We start from the raw sequence: 20,859 nt of genomic DNA, 5'->3' as shown, positions 1-20,859 counted from the left end.
TCCATCAATCAGCCTGACGACGCAGGAAAGCCGGGATGTCCAGGTAGTCCAGATCATCTTGCGGATTCATCTTCGCGGCAGTCGCAGCACCGGCCTGAGCCTGGTTGCGCATGACGGTCGGACGGTCCAGGTCACGGTAGTTTACCGCCGGTTGATCCTGACGAGCGGGCGCCGATTGTTGCGGCTGCGCGGCCATCGAGGTGTGAACGGTGTTGTCGATGACCTTCACAGGCTTCTCGATTTTTGCGCCCAGACCTGTGGCAACCACAGTCACGTGCAGCTCGTCGCGCATGTCCGGATCGATAACGGTACCGACCTTGACCATCGCGTGCTCGGAAGCGAAGGCTTCGATGATGCTACCCACGTCGGAGTACTCACCCAGGGACAGGTCAGGACCGGCGGTGATGTTCACCAGGATGCCGCGTGCACCTTGCAGGTTCACGTCTTCGAGCAACGGGTTGCGAATGGCCGCTTCGGTGGCCTCGCGTGCACGGTTCGGACCGCTGGCGCAGCCAGTGCCCATCATCGCCATGCCCATTTCGCTCATCACGGTGCGCACGTCGGCAAAGTCGACGTTGATCATGCCCGGGCGCTTGATGATGTCAGAGATACCGCGAACGGCACCGGCCAGCACATCGTCAGCCTTGGCGAATGCGGACAGCAGGCTTGCGTCCTTGCCAAGGATGGTCAGCAGTTTCTCGTTCGGAATGGTGATCAGCGAGTCAACGCTTTCCGACAGCAGGCGGATGCCTTCGTCGGCGATCTGCATGCGCTTGCGACCTTCGAACGGGAACGGACGGGTCACCACCGCAACGGTGAGGATCCCCATTTCCTTGGCCACTTCAGCAATGATTGGCGCAGCACCGGTACCGGTACCGCCGCCCATGCCAGTGGTGATGAACACCATGTTGGTGCCCTGCAGGACTTCGGCAATGCGCTCACGGTCTTCGAGAGCGGCCTGACGACCTACTTCAGGGTTGGCGCCAGCGCCCAGACCTTTGGTCACGCCGGTACCCAGTTGCAGGATGGTCCGCGCGCCGATGGATTTCAGCGCCTGGGCATCAGTGTTGGCGCAGATGAATTCAACGCCTTCAATGTTGCTCTTGACCATATGATTCACGGCGTTTCCGCCGCCACCGCCAACACCGATAACTTTAATAACCGGGCTTGCGGGGATGTTGTCTACGAGTTCGAACATTTTCCCTCTCCTTTGCATTCTCTAGTTTTTTCGCCTACTGCCTGTATCTACAACGGTGCTGCGGTAAATCTTTAGAAGTTGCCTTGTACCCAGCTCTTGATGCGATCGAGCAAGGCGGCTTTCGGTTCGTCATTGCTGTAGTTGTCGCGGCTGCTGATGCCCGAGAACGAAATCCCGTCGGACTGCTTTTGCAGGCCGTACATCAACAGGCCAACGCCAGTGGAATAAATCGGGTTGCGGACCACGTCGTCCAGGCCCTTCACGCCATGCGGCACGCCCAGGCGGACCGGCATGTGGAAGATTTCCTCCGCCAGCTCGGTAGCGCCTTCCATCTTCGACGTACCGCCGGTCAGCACGATGCCGGCCGGGATCAGGTCTTCGTAGCCGCTGCGGCGCAGTTCGGCCTGGATCAGCGTGAACAGCTCGTCGTAACGCGGCTCGACCACTTCGGCCAGGGCCTGGCGGGACAGCTCGCGCGGTGGACGGTCGCCAACGCTTGGAACCTTGATGGTTTCACCGGCACCGGCCAGTTTGGCCAGGGCGCAGGCGTAGCGAATCTTGATTTCTTCGGCGTACTGGGTCGGGGTGCGCAACGCCATGGCGATGTCGTTGGTCACCTGATCGCCCGCAATCGGGATCACGGCGGTGTGACGGATCGCGCCTTCGGTGAAGATGGCGATGTCGGTGGTACCGCCGCCGATGTCGACCAGGCACACGCCCAGCTCTTTCTCGTCATCGGTCAGGACCGAATACGCAGAAGCCAGTTGTTCGAGAATGATGTCGTCGATTTCCAGGCCGCAGCGGCGCACGCATTTTTCAATGTTCTGTGCAGCGTTGACGGCACAGGTGACCACGTGGACCTTGGCTTCCAGACGTACGCCGGACATGCCCAGTGGCTCACGAACGCCTTCCTGGTTATCGATCACATAATCCTGCGGCAGGGTGTGCAGCACGCGCTGGTCAGCCGGGATCGCCACGGCCTGGGCTGCGTCGAGGACGCGCTCAAGGTCGGCCGAGCTGACTTCGCGATCGCGAATGGCGACGATGCCGTGGGAGTTCAGGCTGCGGATATGATTGCCGGCCACGCCGACAAATGCCGAGTGAATGCGGCAACCGGCCATCAGCTGCGCTTCTTCGATAGCCCGCTGGATCGACTGCACGGTGGACTCGATGTTCACCACCACGCCTTTCTTCAGGCCACGGGACGGATGCGTACCGATCCCGACGATTACGAGCGAGCCGTCGTCCGCAACCTCGCCCACCAGCGCCACCACCTTGGAGGTGCCGATATCGAGACCGACGATCATTTTGCCGCTTTGCACGTTTGCCATGGGTCCTGCCTCTTCTTAATTCTTCGCGACAGCGGGTTGGGCTGTCGTGGGCGCTACAGGTTCCCGCCAGCCAACAGCGAGGCCGTTGGCGTAGCGCAGATCGATGCGCGCAATGTTCGTAATCTGTTCTTTAAGCGTCTTGTCGTAGATGGCGATAAAACGGCGCATCTTTTCCACCAGGTTGCCGCGCCCCAGCAGCAGTTCGATCCCGGGACCGGCACTGCCAGCGCCGGTGGTCAGGAACCAGCTGCCTCGTTCACGCAATTCCAGGCGTGCAATCGAGAAGCCCAGCGGCCTGAGCAACTGGCTCAGCACCTGGTATTGCTGCATGACCTGCTGTTGAGCCCGTTGTGGGCCGAACAGCTGTGGCAAATGTTCGTAGTTCGCCAGCTCGCGCGGCGTGAACGCCTGCCCCTGGTTGTTCAACAGCGATTCATCACCCCAGCGGGCCACCGGCAGTTGTTCTTCGAGGCGGATCACCACTTGATCCGGCCACACCCTGCGCACTTCGGCGTGGGCAATCCATGGCATGGTTTCAAGCTCGGTACGCATGCTCTCCAGGTCGATCGTGAAGAAGCTCGACGCCACGTACGGGGCAATCCGCTGCTGCACCGCTTGCTGGCTGATGTAGCTCAAATCGCCTTGCACGTTGATCTTGGTGATCGGCCGGTCGGCGTACGGCAGCAAACGCTGCGCGCCTTCGTAAGTGCCAAACCCCAGTGCAACCAACAGCACCGGCCAGAACAAGGCCTTGAGAAAACCAAAATTGGCTTTCGGCAGGCGCATAGACATCGGCTCTTTGGCCACCATTCGGCTGGCACCCCGAGGCACCGGCTTGCGGCCGGGTGCTGGAGGGGGCTGATGTCTTAGCTGCGCGCCTTGCATGGTCTTAACCTCTTACCTCGAAACTGGCTGCCAGGATGGCCAGAACCAGTTGCTGGAAATCCAGACCGGCGGCACGGGCCGCCATCGGCACCAGACTGTGATCGGTCATGCCCGGCGCCGTGTTCACTTCCAGGAACCAGAACTGCCCGTCGGCATCCTGCATCACGTCTGCCCTGCCCCAACCGGCGATACCCAGCGCCTCGCAGGCTTTCGCCGTGAGGTCCATGAGTTCTTTTTCCTTGGTGCTGTCCAGCCCGCACGGAATGCGGTACTGGGTATCGTTGGCGATGTACTTGGCGTCGTAGTCGTAGAAGCTGTGCGTCGTGCCCAAGGCAATCGGAGGCAACACCTGGTCACGCAGGGTGGCGATGGTGAACTCCGGACCGTGGATCCATTGCTCGACCAACACTTGCGAATCGTAGGTACTGGCCGCTTTCCAGGCGTCGATCAATTCAGACGCGGAACTCACTTTGGCCATACCGATACTTGAACCTTCATGGGCCGGTTTGACGATCAAAGGGAAGCCCAGTTCCGTCGCAGCCGAAATACAATCGGCCTCGCTGCTCAAGACGGCATGACGCGGTGTTGGAATACCCAGGCTGTGCCAAACCTGCTTGGTGCGCAGCTTGTCCATGGCCAGCGCCGAAGCAAGAATGCCGCTACCGGTGTAGGGAATGCCCAGGCATTCGAGCAGGCCCTGCATGCTGCCGTCTTCACCGCCACGACCGTGGAGGATGACGAAGGCGCGGTCGATCTTTTCGTTGAGCAAACGCTGCAGCAGGTCATCGCCGACGTCGAGGCCAAACGCATCCACACCGGCACTTTGCAGTGCGGCGAGTACCGCGTTACCTGACTTCAGCGAGACTTCCCGCTCGGCACTCTTGCCACCGAACAGCACGGCGACACGGCCGAAATCTTTCGGCGCGACGGTGGAGACGAGGTTGGCGTAAGCAGCAGTCATTTCAACTTCCCCACGCTTGGCGCAGCAACAGCGCCAGCGAACAACGGACTGTTCAACAGTTTTGGTGCGAGACCACCGATATCACCGGCGCCCTGGCACAGCAGGATGTCGCCGGCTCGCAGCAGCGGCTTGACCACTGGCGCGAGGTCGACACCGCGCTCGATGTAGATCGGGTCCAACTGCCCGCGCTGACGAATGCTGTTGCACAGCTTGCGGCTGTCAGCACCCGGAATCGGCTCTTCGCCGGCCGGATAAACTTCCATCAGCAACAGAACATTGGCGTCGGCCAGCACATTGACGAAGTCGTCGTACAGATCGCGGGTGCGGCTGTAACGGTGCGGCTGGTAAACCATCACCAAACGGCGCTCCGGCCAGCCACCGCGTACGGCTTTGATCACAGCGGCGACTTCGGTCGGGTGGTGACCGTAGTCGTCGACCAGCATCACGCTACCGTCTTCGACCGGCAGTTCGCCGTAGACCTGGAAGCGTCGGCCGACACCCTGGAACCCGGACAGGCCCTGGACGATGGCTTCATCGCTGACGCCCTCGTCAGTGGCGATGCAAATGGTGGCCAGCGCGTTCAATACGTTGTGGTTGCCCGGCATGTTCACCGACACATCGAGCGGCTCACAATCAGGGCGCAGAACCGTGAAGAACGTCTGCATGCCTTGCTGACGCACATTGATGGCGCGCACGTCGCAGTCATCGCCGAAGCCGTAGGTAACGGTCGGACGTTTGACCAGCGGGAGGATTTCACGCACCACCGGATCGTCCAGGCACACCACGGCCAGACCGTAGAACGGCAGGTTGTGGAGGAACTCGACGAAGGTTTTCTTCAGCTTGTTGAAGTCACCGTCGTAGGTCGCCATGTGGTCGGCGTCGATGTTGGTGACCACGGCCACCAGCGGCTGCAAGTGCAGGAAACTGGCGTCGCTTTCGTCGGCTTCGGCAATCAGGTAGCGGCTGGTGCCGAGCTGGGCATTGGTGCCCGCGGCATTCAGACGACCACCGATGACGAACGTCGGGTCCAGGCCACCGGCCGCGAACACCGAAGCGATCAGGCTGGTGGTGGTGGTTTTGCCGTGCGTACCAGCGACGGCGATGCCGTGACGGTAGCGCATCAGTTCGGCCAGCATTTCGGCGCGCGGCACCACCGGAATACGGCGTTCCAGCGCGGTCGCGACTTCCGGGTTGGAGGTGTTGACGGCGCTCGACACCACCAGCACATCGGCAGCGGCAGCGTTTTCGGCGCGGTGACCGATGAAGATCTGCGCGCCGAAAGATTCCAGGCGCTCGGTGACCGGCGAGGCTTTCAAGTCGGAACCGGACACGTCGTAGCCCAGGTTCAACAACACTTCGGCAATCCCGCACATGCCCACACCGCCGATACCGACGAAGTGGATTTTACGGATGCGGCGCATTTCCGGTTGCGGCATGGCTTTCTGATTCTCAACCATGGGCCACCTCCAGGCAGGTATCGACCACGTTACGGGTGGCATCGGGTTTGGCCAGGCGGCGTGCGGCCGTGGCCATATCGTTGAGTCGTTGTGGTTGCATCAGGACCTCTGTCAGGCGAGCGGCAAGATCCGCTGCGCCAGTCGTTCTTTGCGGCATCAGGAAGGCAGCGCCTTCACGGGCCAAATAATCGGCGTTGCGGGTCTGGTGATCGTCGATCGCGTGGGGCAATGGCACCAGCATCGAGGGCAGACCGGCGGCGGCCAGCTCACTGATGGTCAGCGCACCTGCGCGACACACCACCAGGTCGGCCCAGCCATAGGCTTGGGCCATGTCTTTGATGAAAGGCTGCACTTGTGCCTCGACGCCAGCCGCGCGATAGCGCTCTGCAGTCACTTCATCATGGTTTTTGCCGGCCTGATGGAACACTTCCGGACGCAGGTCGGGGGCGACTTGCGACAGGGCTTCAGGCAGCAATTTGTTCAACGGTTCTGCGCCCAGGCTTCCACCCAGGATCAGCAAACGCGCCTTGCGACCGGCCAGGGCAGGTCGTGCCGTTTCGAGGAACAGCTCGGTGCGCACCGGGTTACCGGTGGTCCGACGGCTGTCCGACAGGGTAAAGGTGTCGGGGAACGCTTCACAGACCCGGGCGGCCAACGGCACCAGCAACCGATTGGCGGTACCGGCCACAGCGTTCTGTTCGTGAACGATCACCGGCACGCCGGCCAGTTTGGCGGCAACACCACCAGGACCGGTCACATAACCACCGAAGCCGACCACGCACACTGGCCGCAACTGGCGAATGATCGCCCGCGCCTGCCAGACGGATTTGAGCAACATGAACGGGGCCTTGAGCAGGGACAATTTGCCCTTGCCGCGCAAGCCGCTGGCGTTGATGCGGTGCAGTTCGATCCCGGCCAGTGGCACCAGGTCGTTCTCGATACCGCGGGGTGTCCCGAGCCAATGCACGGTGTAACCGCGGGCCTGGAATTCGTGAGCGCACGCCAGCGCAGGGAACACGTGGCCCCCGGTGCCGCCCGCCATGATCAATACGTTAGCGCCCATGGGGTGGCTCCTCGGCGAAGTCGCTCTCATGGAACTCCATCTCTTCACTGCCCAGGTGGGTTCGACTCTCCCACTCGATGCGCAGCAACAAGCCGAGACAGGCACAGCAAATCACCAGCGAGCTACCGCCATAGCTGAGGAATGGTAGCGTCAGGCCTTTGGTCGGCAGCAGGCCGACGTTCACACCGATGTTGATCAGGAACTGACCAATCCACAGGAACGACAAGCCATACGCGATGTAGGCGGCGAAGAATTGCTTGGCCTTCTCGGCCCAATAACCGATGTACATGCCACGAATACAAACAAAGACGAACAGGGCCACGGTGCACAGCGAACCGACGGCGCCCAGTTCTTCAGCCAGTACCGAGAACACGAAGTCGGTGTGAGCTTCCGGCAGGTAGAACTGTTTCTGCACGCTGTTGCCCAGGCCAACGCCAAACCACTCGCCGCGACCAAACGCGATCAATGCTTGCGACAACTGGTAGCCAGCACCGAACTGGTCGGCCCACGGGTCGGCAAAGTTGGTCAGGCGCGCCATTCGATAGGGCTGCACTTGAATCAACAGCACCACCGCCGCGACGGCCAGCACCACCATCAAGGAAAACCGGAACAGCCCAACCCCGCCCAGGAACAGCATGGCCGCCGCCGCCCCCATCATCACGACGGTGGCACCGAAGTCCGGCTCCATCAGCAACAGCCCTGCCATGGGCAGCAGCACGATGAACGGCTTGAAGAAGCCCATCCAGCTTTCACGCACTTCTTTCTGGCGACGCACCAGATAGCCGGCGAGATAGATCACCACGAACACCTTGGCGATCTCGGAAGGCTGAACGTTGAAGAAACTGAAGCCGATCCAGCGCATCGAACCGTTCACTTCACGGCCGATCCCCGGAACGATCACCATCACCAGCAAACCGAACGCACCCAGCAGCATCAGCCAGCCCAGGCGTTGCCAGGTGGCGATCGGAATCATCATGGTGATGACGCAGGCCCCCAGACCCAACACCACGTAGATAAGGTGGCGAATCATGTAATACAGCGCACTGCCCGACTGCACCGCCCCCACTTCGGTCGATGCCGATGCAATCATCACCAGCCCCAGGCCGATCAACGCCAGGCAACCGGCAAGCATCGGGAAATCGAGGTCGATACCGCGCCCGGTGATGATTGGCGACGGGTAAGGCTTGATGATGTTCAACAGGCTCATGCCAGTTCCTCCACGGCTTGGACGAACTGGTGACCACGGTCTTCGTAGTTCTTGAACATGTCGAAACTGGCGCAGGCCGGCGACAGCAGCACCACATCACCGGGATGGGCAGCAGCGCGGCATTGCTCCACGGCTTCAATCAGCGAGCCAACGCGGATCAGCGGCACGGCATCGCCGATGGCCTCGCCGATCTTGTCGGAATCACGGCCCATCAGGATCACGGCGCGGCAGTTGGCCGCCACCGGATCACGCAGGTCATTGAACTCGGCGCCCTTGCCGTCGCCACCGGCGATCAGCACGATCTTGCCTTCGATGTCCGCACCCAGGCCTTCGATGGCAGCCAGGGCGGCGCCAACGTTGGTGGCTTTGGAATCGTTGTAATAGCCGACGCCATCCAGGTCACGGACCCACTGGCAGCGATGTTCGAGGCCGGCAAAGCTGCGCAGGGCCGTCAGCATGGCGTCGAATGGCAGACCGACAGCGTGGCCCAGCGCCAATGCCGCCAGGGCGTTGGACTGGTTATGGGCGCCACGAATTTTCAACTCGCGCACCGGCATCAGGTTCTGGAATTCGAACGACAGGTATTTCTCGCCGTCTTCTTCGCGGATACCGAAGGCCTTGAAATCAGGCTTGCTCAGACCGAAGGTCCAGCACGGCTGGCCCTCACCCATCAACGGACGGCTCAGGGCATCCTGACGGTTCACTACAAACTGTTTGGCGCCACGGAAGATCCGGTGCTTGGCCAGGTGATAGGCCGGCAGACCGCTGTAACGGTCCATGTGGTCTTCGCTGACGTTGAGCACGGTCGCCACTTCGGCGTTGAGCTGATCGGTAGTTTCGAGCTGGAAGCTCGACAGTTCCATCACGTACAGCTCGATGTCATCGCTGAGCAGGTCCAGTGCCGGCGTACCAAGATTGCCGCCGACGGCAACGCGCTTGCCCGCCGCAGCCGCCATCTCTCCGACCAGCGTGGTGACGGTGCTTTTGGCGTTGGAACCGCTGATGGCCACGATCGGCGCCTTCGCGTTACGCGCGAACAGTTCGATGTCGCCGGACAATTTCACACCACGGGCGGCGGCGGCTTGCAGGGCCGGGGTCGCCAGCGCCAGGCCGGGACTCACGTAGAGCTCGTCGGCACGGCAGAGGAACTCGACGTCCAGTTCGCCACAACGCACTTCCACGTGCGGATAGTCACGCTTGAGCGTGGCCAGTTCCGGTGGATTTTCCCGCGTATCGGCGACAGCAAACGACGTGCCCCGGTTCGCCAGGAAGCGAACCAGGGACATGCCGCTCTTGCCGAGGCCGACAACGATGCGGAAGTGGTCAGAAGCGATCAGAGACACGAGTTTCTACCTCAGCTTCAGGGTGGCAAGGCCAACCAGCACGAGAATCACGGTGATGATCCAGAAACGGACGATCACGCGCGGCTCAGGCCAGCCCTTGAGTTCAAAGTGGTGATGGATCGGTGCCATGCGGAACACGCGGCGACCGGTCAACTTGAAAGACGCAACCTGGATGACGACGGACAGGGTTTCCATGACGAACACACCGCCCATGATGAACAGGACGATTTCCTGACGGACGATCACCGCGATGGTGCCCAGGGCCGCGCCCAGCGCCAGCGCGCCGACGTCACCCATGAAAACCTGTGCCGGGTAGGTGTTGAACCACAGGAAGCCGAGGCCCGCACCGATCAGGGCGCCGCAGAACACAATCAATTCGCCCGCGCCCGGTACATAAGGGATCAGCAGGTATTCAGCGAATTTCACGTTACCCGAGAGGTAGCAGAAGATCCCCAGACCACCACCAACCATCACGGTCGGCATGATTGCCAGGCCGTCGAGACCGTCGGTCAGGTTGACCGCGTTGCTCGAACCGACAATCACGAAGTAGGTCAGGATGATGAAGCCTGCACCCAACGGAATACTGTAATCCTTGAGCATCGGCAGGATCAGGGTGGTTTCCACCGGTGTAGCAGCGGTCATATAAAGGAAGATGGCTGCGCCCAGGCCAAACACCGACTGCCAGAAATACTTCCAGCGGCTCGGCAAGCCACGGGAGTTCTTCTCGATCACTTTGCGGTAGTCGTCGACCCAGCCGATCGCGCCGAACAGCAACGTCACCAGCAGCACCGTCCAGACATAACGGTTGCTCAGGTCGGCCCAAAGCAAGGTGCTGACACCGATGGACGACAGAATCAGCGCGCCGCCCATGGTCGGTGTACCCGACTTGGACAGGTGCGACTGCGGGCCATCATTGCGAACGGATTGACCGATTTGACGGTTCTGCAACGTGCGGATCATCCATGGGCCATAGCACAGCGACAAGACCAGCGCGGTCAGCACACCGAGAATCCCGCGCAGGGTCAGGTACTGAAAGACCGCGAAGCCTTTGTAGAACTGTTGCAGATACTCCGCTAGCAGCAGCAGCATTAATGTTTCTCCAGACTGGACCCGCACAATGCGGCGACGATGTTTTCCATCGCAGCGCTGCGCGAGCCCTTGATCAAAATGGTGGTGTTGGTGTCTTGCTCGGCGCCCAGGGCCTTGATCAGCTCAGCCTGAGTGCTGAAGTGAAAGGCCTGTGGACCGAAAGCGTTTACGGCGTGAACCATGTTGGGGCCGACGGCATACAGCGCGGACACCTTGCCGCGGGCGTATTCGCCCACATCACGGTGCCCCTGCTCTGCCCAATCGCCCAACTCGCCGATATCCCCGAGCACCAGGACGGTGCGGCCGGAAAAGCCGGCGAGTATATCAACGGCGGCGCACATGGAGGTCGGGTTTGCGTTGTACGTGTCGTCAATTACGCGCATGCCGTTGGTGGCCAGTTGCGCAACGGTGCGCCCCTTGACCGGTTGCACGGCGCCCAGGCCGGCGGCGATGCCCGACAACGACACGCCCAAGGCATGAGCAGCGGCGGCGGCGGCCATGGCGTTGGCAACGTTATGGGTGCCGAGCAGGTTCAGTTGAACGCGCTCCACCCCTTCAGGCGTGTGCAGGTTGAACGCCGGGCAACCGCGAGCATCGCGGTCCAGGTCGCTGGCGTAGAAGTCGGCACTGAGGTTGCTCAGGGCAAATGTCAGCACTTTGCGACCGGCAGCGCGGGTTTTCCAGATTTCAAAAGCCTTGTCGTCGAGATTAAGAACGGCGATGCCATCGGCCTCTAGCCCTTCAATAATTTCGCCTTTGGCTTCAACGATTTTTTCCGGCCCGCCGAACTCGCCAACGTGAGCAGTCCCGGCATTGTTGAGGATGGCCACGTGAGGCTTGGTCATGCCTACGGTGTAGGCAATTTCGCCAAGACGCGAAGCACCGAGTTCGATTACGGCAGCGGTGTGTTCCGGCGCCAATTCAAGCAAGGTCAGCGGCACGCCGAGGTCATTGTTCAGGTTGCCACGGGTGGCCAGTACCGGACCGCGCGTGCGCAGGATGCTGGCGAGCATTTCCTTGACGGTGGTCTTGCCACTTGAGCCGGTGACGGCCGCAACCGGGTTGGTGAACGCCAAACGGTTCAGCGCCCCCAATTGACCCAGTGCCTGACGGGTGTCCTTGACCAGCAATTGCGGCAACGCACTGTTGGCAACTTCGCGTTCGACCAATGCACCGACAGCGCCCTTGGTGGCGACATCGTTCAAATAGTCATGACCGTCAAAACGCGGGCCAGTCAGGGCAATAAACAATTGGCCAGGCTTGATCGCGCGACTGTCGATGCTGACGCCGTCGAACGTGGCATCGGCTGCGATCAGACGAGCGTTCAGCGCGCCGGTCAATTCACTGAGTTTCAAGGCTTTAAGCATGCGCCACCTCCCATGCGGTCAGGGCGTGATCGGCCTCGACCAGATCGGAGAAGTCGTGACGCTCACCGTTGATTTCCTGATAGTCCTCGTGACCTTTACCGGCCAGGACAATCACGTCATCCACTGAAGCGCCAGCGATCAACTGGGCAATCGCCTGGCCACGGCCAGCCACGAACGTCACTTTATCCACAGCCTTGAAGCCGGCGCGGATGTCATCGAATATCACTGACGGGTCTTCGGTACGTGGGTTGTCATCGGTGACCAGTACGCCGTCGGCCAGGCGCTCGACCACTTCGGCCATCAGCGGACGCTTGCCGCGATCACGATCACCGCCGCAGCCGAACAGGCACAGCAGGCGACCCTTGGCGTGCGGACGCAGGGCCATCAGGACTTTTTCCAGCGCGTCCGGGGTGTGGGCGTAATCGACCACCACCAGCGGCTGAGTACCGCCACCGAGGCGCTGCATGCGACCGGCGGGGCCTTCAAGCTTCGGCAGAACGTTGAGAATTTCGTCCAGCGCATAGTCCAGACCGAGCAACGCGCCGACTGCGGCCAGGACGTTGCTCAGGTTGAAGCGACCGAGCAAGGTGCTGCGCAAATGGTGCTCGCCCTGCGGCGTGACCAATGTGGCGCGCACGCCTTCGTCGTCGAATTGCGCTTCGCGGCAATACAGGTAGGCGCTGCTGTCTTCCAGGCTGTAGGTGATCAAACGCGACTCACGCTTTTCGGCGGCCAGTTGCCGTCCGAATGCGTCGTCGAGGTTAACCACCCGGCACTTCAGATCGTTCCACGCAAACAACTTGGCCTTGGCTTCGCCGTAGGCCTGCATGGTGCCGTGATAATCGAGGTGATCGCGGGACAGGTTGGTCATCACTGCCACATCGAAGGCCAGCGCGCTCACACGGCCCTGATCCAGACCGTGGGACGAGACTTCCATGGCAACCGCTTTGGCGCCGGCCTTTTTCAGGTCGGCCAGGGTTGCTTGTACGGCGATTGGATTCGGTGTGGTGTGCAGGCCGCTTTCCAGCGCCCCGTAGAAACCGGAGCCCAACGTGCCGACGATGCCGCAGTGTTGACCGAGCAGATCGAGCGCCTGGGCAACCAATTGAGTCACGCTGGTTTTACCATTGGTACCGGTCACGCCCACCAGATTCAAGTGACGGCTCGGGTCGCCATAGAAACGCCCGGCGATGTCCGACAGCTGCGCCGCCAAGCCTTTGACCGGAATCAGCGGCACGTCGGTGATTGGCAATACGGTCGCGCCTTCGACTTCATACGCCACGGCGGCAGCGCCGCGTTGCAGCGCGTCGGCGATGTGCGCACGACCGTCGAAACGCCCGCCAGGAACAGCGAGAAACAAGTCGCCAGCGCGCACGTTGCGGCTGTCGAGCGCCAATTCGCGGATCAATAGATCGCGGCCGGCGTGGGCGAAAATCTTGTTGAGACTCAGAGACATCAGCCGCGCCCTCCATTGGCTTTCAGCGGAACAACGGGGGTGGCGTTCGCGGTTTGTGTCGGCGGCAGGTTGTCCGGCGTGATGTTCATCAGGCGCAGTGTCCCGGACATCACTTTGCTGAACACCGGCGCCGACACCAGACCGCCGAAATAACCGGCCTTGGTCGGTTCATCGATCACCACGACGATTGCATAACGCGGATCGCTCATCGGGCCGAAGCCGGCGAACAGCGAACGGTAAGAGTTCTCGGCGTAGCCTTTGGTGCCCACCGACGTCTTACGCGCAGTACCCGACTTGCCAGCCACGTGATAGGCCGGCACCTGCGCACGGAATACGCCGCGCGGTGCTTCGATCACTTGGGTCAACATGCCCTGCATCGTTTTTGCCACAGCCTCTGGCAGCACTTGCGTGGTCTGCGGCGCCTTGTCGGTTTTGATCAGGGTCAAAGGCGCGAGGCGACCGTTGTTGGCCAACGCCGAAAAGGCGTGAACCAGCTGAATCGCCGTCACGGAAATACCGTAGCCGTAGGACAGTGTCGCGGTTTCAGCCTTGCGCCATTCGCGGTAGTTCGGCAGGTTGCCGACGCGCTCGCCCGGGAAGCCGAGGCCGGTGTCCTGGCCGAGACCGACTTTTTGCGCGAGACGGAAAATGGTTTCGCCGCCGATATCGAACGCGACCTTACTCATGCCGACGTTACTGGAATTGATCAGGATGCCGGTCAAGTCGAGTACCGGGCCTTCGGTCTTCGATACGTCCTTGATGGTGTACTTGCCGATCTGCAGGGAGCCCGGATACACCTCGACGGTGTCGCTTGGTTTCCAGCGGCCGGTTTCGATCGCGGCGCTCATCGAGATCGCTTTCATGGTCGAACCAGGCTCGAACACGTCGATCATCGCGCGGTTACGCATCATCGCTGGCTGCAGATTGCGACGGTTGTTCGGGTTGTAGGTCGGCTGGTTGACCATGGCAAGGATCTCGCCGCTCTTCACGTCCATGATCACCAGGCTGCCGGCCTTGGCACCGTTCTCGATGATCGCGTTGCGCAGTTCACGGTTGGCCAGGTATTGCAGGCGCAGATCAATGGACAACGCCAAGGGCTTGCCGGCCTTGGCGTTTTTGGTGACCTGGACATCCTTGATCAGTCGTCCACGCCGGTCCTTGATGACCTGACGCTTACCGGCAACCCCGGCGAGCCATTCGTCATAGGCCAGCTCGACACCTTCACGACCGTGGTCATCGATGTCGGTAAATCCAACCATGTGCGCGGTGACTTCACCGGCCGGGTAGAAACGCCGGAATTCTTCGATGCCGTAGACGCCCGGTACTTTCAGGTCGAGCACCGACTGGCCCTGCTCGGGGGTCAGCCCGCGCACCAGATAGATGAATTCTTTATTGGCCTGGGCTTCGAGACGCTCAGCCAGCGCTTTCGGGTCCTGACCCAGCGCGGCCGCCAGTGCAGGCCACTTCTCTTTGGCCAGCTGCATTTCCTTGGCGTTGGCCCACAAGGTAGTGACCGGCGTACTCACGGCCAGAGGCTCGCCGTTACGATCCGTGATCAGGCCACGGTGAGCCGGAATCGGAATATGGCGCACGCTGCGTGCATCACCCTGCCCCTTGAGGAAGGCACGGTCGACGACTTGCAAATCGATGATGCGCCAGGAAATCGCCGCGACCATGATGCCAAGCAACCCCAGCACCACGCGGAAACGCCATGGGAACATTGCGCCTTCGAGTTTCATCATGGCGCTACCATCTTCACGTCAGCCGCGCCAGGAATGTGCATCTTCAGTTGTTCGCTCGCCAGCACTTCGATACGGCTGTGGGCGGTCCAGGTGCTTTGCTCGAGAATCAAGCGGCCCCACTCTGCCTGTGCCTTGTCGCGCACGCTCAACTCGTTGTACAACGAGTTCAACAGCTGACGGTTCCAGTGGGCGCTGTACGACACGCCGATCGCTGAAACGAGCACGCCAACAAACAGCAGCAGCATGAAAAAGCTTCCGCCGGGCAGTGGCTTGGCGAACAGCTTGCTCACCGCAGCTTCTCCGCGACGCGCATGACGGCGCTACGGGAACGTGGGTTGGCTTTGAGTTCGGCGTCGGAGGCCGTCTGCGCTTTGCCATGGACTTTGATTTTCGGTTCGAATGCAACGTGTCGAACCGGCAGGTTGCGCGGCAGGTTGTCGGCTTCGCCTTTCACCAGTTTGCGCATGAACAGTTTGACGATGCGGTCTTCCAGCGAATGGAAGCTGATAACGACCAGGCGGCCGCCGACTTCCAGGCATTCCAGTGCGGCTTCGAGGCCGGCTTCCAGATCGCCCAATTCGTTGTTGACGTGAATGCGCAGGCCCTGGAAAGCACGGGTCGCCGGGTTCTTGCCTTTTTCCCACGCAGGGTTGGCAACTTTCAGGACTTCGGCCAGGTCAGCGGTGCGCTCGAACGGCTTGATGTCACGACGCTCGGCCACGGCACGAGCCATGCGGCCGGAGAAACGCTCTTCGCCATATTCTTTGAACACACGAGCAATTTCTTCCACCGGCGCGGTGTTGACGAATTCGGCAGCGCTGATCCCGCGGGAGGGGTCCATGCGCATGTCCAGCGGGCCGTCATTGAGGAAGCTGAAACCGCGTTCAGGGTCGTCGAGTTGCGGCGAAGACACGCCGAGGTCGAGCAAAACGCCGCTGACCTTGCCGGCCAGACCGCGATCAGCCACTTCCGAACCGAGCTCGGCAAAGCTGCGCTGCACAACGACAAAGCGGCCGTCTTCGGCCGCTAGCGTCTGCCCGGTGGCAATCGCTTGAGGATCTTTATCAAATCCCAGCAACCGACCATCAGGCCCCAGCTGACTCAAGATCAGCCGACTGTGCCCGCCGCGCCCGAACGTGCCATCCAGATAGCAGCCATCAGGACGTACGGCGAGAGCCTCGACGGCTTCGTCAAGCAGTACGGTGATGTGGTTAAAGCCGCTATCAATAGTCACAGGATCAAATCACGCAGTTCATCAGGCATGGCGCCCGGTTGTTGAATAGCAGCCAGGTCAGCGGCAGAAACCGCATCCCAGGCATCCTCGTCCCACAATTGGAACTTGTTCAGTTGGCCTACCAGCATCGCGCGCTTATCCAACCTGGCATATTCACGAAGACGCGGTGGAACCAGAAAACGACCACTGCCATCGAGCTCGAGATCGACGGCATTACCAATCAGTAAACGTTGCAGGCGGCGGTTCTCTTCGCGAAGCGAAGGCAGTGCGCGCAGTTTGGTTTCAATTATTTCCCACTCATCGAGTGGGTAAACACACAAACATGGATCAACGGCATCAATGGTGACGATTAACTGACCGGAACTACGCGAAACGAGCTCGTCACGGTACCGGCTCGGCATGGCGAGACGGCCCTTTGCATCGAGACTGATAGCGTTAGCTCCGCGAAACACGTCAGCGTTTCTCCAAATTTTAGCGTTTTACGTTCAAAAAACCCACTTCATGCCACTTTCCGCCACTTGCGCACACTATAGGAATGCGGCCACCGCACCGTCAAGGCGCGGATTGAAGGAAAACCCTTACAGAACTGAGATTTAGGAGAGGGAAAGGAGGAGGAACGAGAATCTGACAGATGAATTTGTTCGATAACTTGAATCAGCACAGAAGGCTGCGTTCGAAAGTTAAAGTAGTTTGTTAAGAGTAAGATTTTTTCGGTATTACGAAAGCGCTTCTGCTGACGATTCTGTACGAAGGGAAAACGCTACTACCAGCGCCCTGTTCAATGATTCAAACAGGGGGATAAAAAAGGTGGAGAGTCGATCTGTAAGCCGGGTTCTGTCTTGAACAGTCATTCGTCTACGATGGCCATCACTGGACATCTTTAGCAACCTACCCGGTCCCAGCGCGGGCCACGCCTTGGGACCCTATTTGGTCTTGCTCCAAGTGGGGTTTACCTAGCCACGAACTGTTGCCAGACGTGCGGTGCGCTCTTACCGCACCTTTTCACCCTTACCGGCGCCGAAGCGCTTAGGCGGTTATTTTCTGTGGCACTTTCCGTAGGCTCACGCCTCCCAGGCATTACCTGGCACTTCGCCCTATGGAGCCCGGACTTTCCTCCCCCCCCTAATTTTCATAGAGGGCAGCGACTGTCCGATCGACTCTCCGCCGCGAAGGTTAACGGCAGAGCGGCCGAAGAACAAGCGCTAAACGCCTTTGGCCACTCCTGCACGTCGGGTTTTACTCACCCTTTTGCTGATCCAGCGCGATCTGATACAACACATTTTTGCGCTCGCCGGTGATTTGCGCCGCCAATGCCGCGGCACGCTTGAGTGGCATCTCTTCCAGCAGCAGATTGAGGATGCGCATGGCTTCGCTGCTGACAGCGCCTTCCGTCTCGGGTACGGTCCAGCCGGCGACCAGCACCACGCACTCACCACGCTGCTGATTGCTGTCCGACTCAACGAATTCGCGCAACTCGGCCAATGGCAAACCTTTAAGGGTTTCAAAGGTTTTGGTGATTTCACGAGCAAGCAATGCCGGACGCTCGCCACCGAACACCAATTCCATGTCCTGCAGGCATTCAAGGATGCGGTGCGGCGCCTCGTAGAAAATCAGCGTACGCGGCTCTTCCTTAACCAGCTCCAGCCGAGCGCGGCGACCGACAGCCTTGGCCGGCAGGAAGCCTTCAAAGATAAAACGGTCGGACGGCAGACCCGCCGCCGATAACGCCGCGATCAACGCGCACGCTCCCGGGACCGGCACCACATTGATCCCCGCAGCACGAGCCTGGCGCACCAAGTGATAGCCGGGATCGGAAATCAGCGGTGTGCCGGCATCCGAAATCAGCGCCACATCATCGCCGGCCAGCAAACGCGTAATAAAACGGCTACCTTCATCTCGCTCATTGTGTTCGTGGCAGGCCGCCAGCGGCGTGGAGATGCCGAAATGCTGCATCAACCGCTGGGAGTGGCGCGTATCTTCGGCAGCAATCAGCGCGACCTCGCGCAGGATCTTCAGCGCGCGTGCACTGATGTCGTCCAGGTTGCCGATGGGCGTCGCCACCACATAAAGCGAGCCAGCAGCGGAATTCAAAGCACCTGGAGCAGTCAAAGCGCACACCTCATGATCGGTAAAAGGCGACATTGTAGCGCGTAGCGACACTTGCGATACGCCTCGCCATTTCCGGTTTTTTCTGCCAATTGTGCGGTGCTGCAACATTTGCACGAGCTAAATTGATCGATTCACGCCAGTAACATCGCGCCCCGGCCAGTGCTTGGGTACAATTCCACGCTAATTTGATCGAGTATCAGGAACACTACATGATCGCTTGCCTGCGGCTGTTCACTGCCCTCTGCCTCGCTGCCTTGCTGGCGGCCTGCGCCAGCTCGCCCTCCTCCAGCCTTGGCGAACTTCCACGGACCCCGGATGCCAGCATCGAGCAACTGCTCGATCAGGCCAACCAAAGCAAGGACCCGGAAAAAGCCGCCCTGCTACGCCTGAGCGCTGCTGACCAGGCCTACCGTCAGGGGAATGCCGGTCAATCCGCGCAAATCCTGCAACAGGTCCCGGTCGAGCAACTCAAGCCAGGCCCACAAGTTTTCGCCAGTACCCTGGCGGCAGAACTGGCGATGGTGCGCAATCAGCCCAAAGCAGCGCTGACTGCCTTGAGCCATCCGAGCCTGAAATACCTGGGAGAGCTGCCAGCCGAACAGCAAGTTCGCACTGGCACTGTTCACGCCCGCGCCCTTGAAGCGGATGGCCAGACCCTGGCTGCCGCACGGGAGCGTATTTTCATCGCGCCGATGCTGAGTGGTGAAGCGGCCAGCAAAAACCACGAAGCGATCTGGACCCTGATTGCCTCCCTGCCTACCGACCAATTGCAGCCAAACACCTCCGACGACCTCGGCGGCTGGATGGGCCTGGCATTGGCTGTGAAAACAGCCGGGACGCTGGAGCAACAGCAAGCCGCAATCGATAACTGGCGCGCCCAGAACCCGAAACACCCGGCCGCCGTACATCTGCCGCTGGCACTGACCAACCTCAAGCAACTGGCCAGCCAACCGCTGAACAAGATCGGCCTGCTGCTGCCACAAGACGGTCCGCTGGCATCGGTCGGCAAAGCGTTGCGTGAAGGCTTCATGGCGGCTCACTACCAGGCCCAACAATCCGGGCAGAAGCCACCGGCCATCGAGTTTTATGACAGCTCGAAGCTGACGTCGATGGACGAGTTCTACCGCAAGGCCCAGGCCGATGGCGTGCAACTGGTGATCGGCCCGCTGGAAAAACCACTGGTTAAACAACTCAGCGCTCGCCCGCAATTGCCGATTACCACCCTGGCACTCAATTACAGCGAAGGTGAACAAGGCCCGGCCCAACTGTTCCAGTTTGGTCTGGCTGCTGAAGACGAAGCCCGTGAAGTGTCTCGCCGTGCTCGCGCCGACGGCTTGCATCGCGCCGCCATCATGGTGCCGAAAGGTGAATGGGGCGACCGTGTACTGCGCGCCTTCAGCCAGGACTGGCAAGCCAACGGCGGCAGCATCGTCGCCACCGAGCGCGTAGACCAACCGGTTCAACTGGCCCAGCAAATCGCTGACATGTTCCAGCTGCGCCAGAGCGAAGGCCGCGCCAAAAGCCTGCAAAGCACTGTCGGCGGGCAGGTAGCGGCCCAGCCTTCGCGTCGTCAGGACATCGAATTCATCTTCCTGGCCGCCACACCGCAACAGGCCCAGCAGATCAAACCGACCCTGAACTTCCAGTACGCCGGCGACGTCCCTGTCTACGCCACGTCCCACGTGTTCAGCGCCAGCGGCGACGTGAATCAGTACAACGACATGAACGGCATCCGCTTCTGCGAAACCCCGTGGTTGCTGGACGCCAACGATCCACTGCGCAAACAGGTCACGGCTCAATGGCCACAAGCGGCAGGCAGCCTCGGCCGCCTGTACGCCATGGGCGTTGATGCTTACCGTCTGGCACCACGCCTGGGGCAACTCAAGGCCTTGCCGGACAGCCGCATCGCGGGTGAGTCGGGCAGCCTGGGGATGACTGCGAACCAACGCGTCGTGCGCCAGTTGCCATGGGCCCAGTTCGTCAACGGCCAGGTTCAACGCCTGCCGGACACCCCGAACTGATGCCCGACAGGTCACGCCAGCAAAGCGGTAAAGATGCCGAGCGCCATGCGCTCGAGCATCTGCAACAACAAGGTCTGCGCCTGTTGGCACAGAACTGGCTGTGTAAACGTGGCGAGCTTGATCTGGTCATGCTTGATGGCGATACAGTAGTATTCGTTGAAGTCCGCTACAGAAAAAACACCCAGTGGGGTGGCGCGCTCGATAGCATCGATGAGCGCAAACGGCAGAAACTGATTTTCGCCGCACAGTATTTTCTTCAGCGCGAGTCGCGTTGGGCCAATTCCCCTTGCCGCTTCGACGTGATTGCCATCGACAGCAACGTTGATCAGTTGAACTGGCTGCAGAATGCCTTCGACAGCTGATCGCATGCGTCACGAACCGGACACCTTTACCCAA

18 protein-coding genes and 1 other RNA gene are annotated in these 20,859 nt (G+C 60.5%); 2 read left to right on the top strand and 17 right to left on the bottom strand.

Going from position 1 to position 20,859, the window contains the following annotated elements; genetic code table 11:
• Positions 1-4: 4 nt before the first annotated feature.
• The 17 genes from ftsZ to rsmI all read right to left on the bottom strand — a co-directional run bounded on the left by ftsZ (position 5) and on the right by rsmI (position 18,475).
• Entirely contained in the window at positions 5-1,198 is a 1,194-nt protein-coding gene (ftsZ, locus tag AC1D2P_RS04890; RefSeq protein ID WP_046026689.1) for a cell division protein FtsZ, read from the bottom strand.
• 71 nt (positions 1,199-1,269) lie between these two features.
• Positions 1,270-2,529, bottom strand: a complete 1,260-nt coding sequence (gene ftsA, locus AC1D2P_RS04885) for a cell division protein FtsA (RefSeq protein WP_109787529.1) — start codon at positions 2,527-2,529, stop codon at positions 1,270-1,272.
• Positions 2,530-2,544: 15 nt separating this feature from the next.
• On the bottom strand, positions 2,545-3,414 hold the full coding sequence (locus AC1D2P_RS04880) for a cell division protein FtsQ/DivIB (RefSeq protein WP_046026691.1): 870 nt from the start codon (positions 3,412-3,414) through the stop codon (positions 2,545-2,547).
• A 4-nt stretch (positions 3,415-3,418) separates the two neighbouring features.
• Positions 3,419-4,375 (bottom strand): D-alanine--D-alanine ligase, encoded by a 957-nt coding sequence (locus tag AC1D2P_RS04875; RefSeq protein ID WP_109787528.1) that lies wholly within the window; start codon positions 4,373-4,375, stop codon positions 3,419-3,421.
• Positions 4,372-5,832 carry a UDP-N-acetylmuramate--L-alanine ligase gene (gene murC / locus AC1D2P_RS04870; protein ID WP_109787527.1) on the bottom strand — a complete coding sequence of 487 codons (1,461 nt, stop codon included), beginning with the start codon at positions 5,830-5,832 and terminating at the stop codon, positions 4,372-4,374. Before murC ends, AC1D2P_RS04875 begins: the two co-directional genes overlap by 4 nt.
• A complete protein-coding gene (gene murG / locus AC1D2P_RS04865; RefSeq protein WP_046026694.1) occupies positions 5,825-6,895 on the bottom strand; it encodes an undecaprenyldiphospho-muramoylpentapeptide beta-N-acetylglucosaminyltransferase in 1,071 nt (356 codons plus the stop codon). Before murG ends, murC begins: the two co-directional genes overlap by 8 nt.
• Entirely contained in the window at positions 6,885-8,102 is a 1,218-nt protein-coding gene (gene ftsW, locus AC1D2P_RS04860) for a putative lipid II flippase FtsW (protein WP_046026695.1), read from the bottom strand. The genes murG and ftsW overlap by 11 nt, the downstream gene beginning before the upstream one ends.
• On the bottom strand, positions 8,099-9,445 hold the full coding sequence (gene murD, locus AC1D2P_RS04855) for a UDP-N-acetylmuramoyl-L-alanine--D-glutamate ligase (RefSeq protein ID WP_477757964.1): 1,347 nt from the start codon (positions 9,443-9,445) through the stop codon (positions 8,099-8,101). The genes ftsW and murD overlap by 4 nt, the downstream gene beginning before the upstream one ends.
• 6 nt (positions 9,446-9,451) lie before the next feature.
• A complete protein-coding gene (gene mraY / locus AC1D2P_RS04850; RefSeq protein ID WP_477757963.1) occupies positions 9,452-10,534 on the bottom strand; it encodes a phospho-N-acetylmuramoyl-pentapeptide-transferase in 1,083 nt (360 codons plus the stop codon).
• Entirely contained in the window at positions 10,534-11,901 is a 1,368-nt protein-coding gene (locus AC1D2P_RS04845) for a UDP-N-acetylmuramoyl-tripeptide--D-alanyl-D-alanine ligase (protein ID WP_109787526.1), read from the bottom strand. Before AC1D2P_RS04845 ends, mraY begins: the two co-directional genes overlap by 1 nt.
• Complete coding sequence (locus tag AC1D2P_RS04840) at positions 11,894-13,357, bottom strand: UDP-N-acetylmuramoyl-L-alanyl-D-glutamate--2,6-diaminopimelate ligase (RefSeq protein WP_046026700.1); 1,464 nt, start codon at positions 13,355-13,357, stop codon at positions 11,894-11,896. Before AC1D2P_RS04840 ends, AC1D2P_RS04845 begins: the two co-directional genes overlap by 8 nt.
• Positions 13,357-15,096, bottom strand: coding sequence for a peptidoglycan D,D-transpeptidase FtsI family protein (locus AC1D2P_RS04835; protein WP_477758037.1), 1,740 nt, complete (start codon positions 15,094-15,096; stop codon positions 13,357-13,359). Before AC1D2P_RS04835 ends, AC1D2P_RS04840 begins: the two co-directional genes overlap by 1 nt.
• Positions 15,096-15,389: a cell division protein FtsL gene (gene ftsL / locus AC1D2P_RS04830; RefSeq protein WP_046026702.1), complete on the bottom strand. Its 294-nt coding sequence runs from the start codon at positions 15,387-15,389 to the stop codon at positions 15,096-15,098. The genes AC1D2P_RS04835 and ftsL overlap by 1 nt, the downstream gene beginning before the upstream one ends.
• Positions 15,386-16,333 carry a 16S rRNA (cytosine(1402)-N(4))-methyltransferase RsmH gene (gene rsmH, locus AC1D2P_RS04825; RefSeq protein ID WP_408980963.1) on the bottom strand — a complete coding sequence of 316 codons (948 nt, stop codon included), beginning with the start codon at positions 16,331-16,333 and terminating at the stop codon, positions 15,386-15,388. The genes ftsL and rsmH overlap by 4 nt, the downstream gene beginning before the upstream one ends.
• A complete protein-coding gene (mraZ, locus tag AC1D2P_RS04820; RefSeq protein WP_008025967.1) occupies positions 16,330-16,785 on the bottom strand; it encodes a division/cell wall cluster transcriptional repressor MraZ in 456 nt (151 codons plus the stop codon). The genes rsmH and mraZ overlap by 4 nt, the downstream gene beginning before the upstream one ends.
• 355 nt (positions 16,786-17,140) lie before the next feature.
• Positions 17,141-17,494, bottom strand: an RNA gene (rnpB, locus tag AC1D2P_RS04815) — RNase P RNA component class A.
• Positions 17,495-17,569: 75 nt separating this feature from the next.
• Positions 17,570-18,475: a 16S rRNA (cytidine(1402)-2'-O)-methyltransferase gene (rsmI, locus tag AC1D2P_RS04810; protein WP_177412280.1), complete on the bottom strand. Its 906-nt coding sequence runs from the start codon at positions 18,473-18,475 to the stop codon at positions 17,570-17,572.
• A gap of 176 nt (positions 18,476-18,651) precedes the next feature.
• On the opposite strand from rsmI, the gene AC1D2P_RS04805 reads away from it, so the two are divergent.
• A complete protein-coding gene (locus tag AC1D2P_RS04805) occupies positions 18,652-20,463 on the top strand; it encodes a penicillin-binding protein activator (RefSeq protein WP_046026704.1) in 1,812 nt (603 codons plus the stop codon).
• The gene (locus tag AC1D2P_RS04800; protein WP_046026705.1) at positions 20,463-20,825 is read left to right on the top strand and encodes a YraN family protein; all 363 of its coding nucleotides are present in this window, start codon (positions 20,463-20,465) and stop codon (positions 20,823-20,825) included. Before AC1D2P_RS04805 ends, AC1D2P_RS04800 begins: the two co-directional genes overlap by 1 nt.
• Positions 20,826-20,859 lie beyond the last annotated feature (34 nt).

This window comes from Pseudomonas sp. P1_F1_2 (assembly GCF_056405815.1).
The sequence above is the reverse complement of the archived record's forward strand: the minus strand, read 5'-3'. Positions and strand labels throughout refer to the sequence as shown.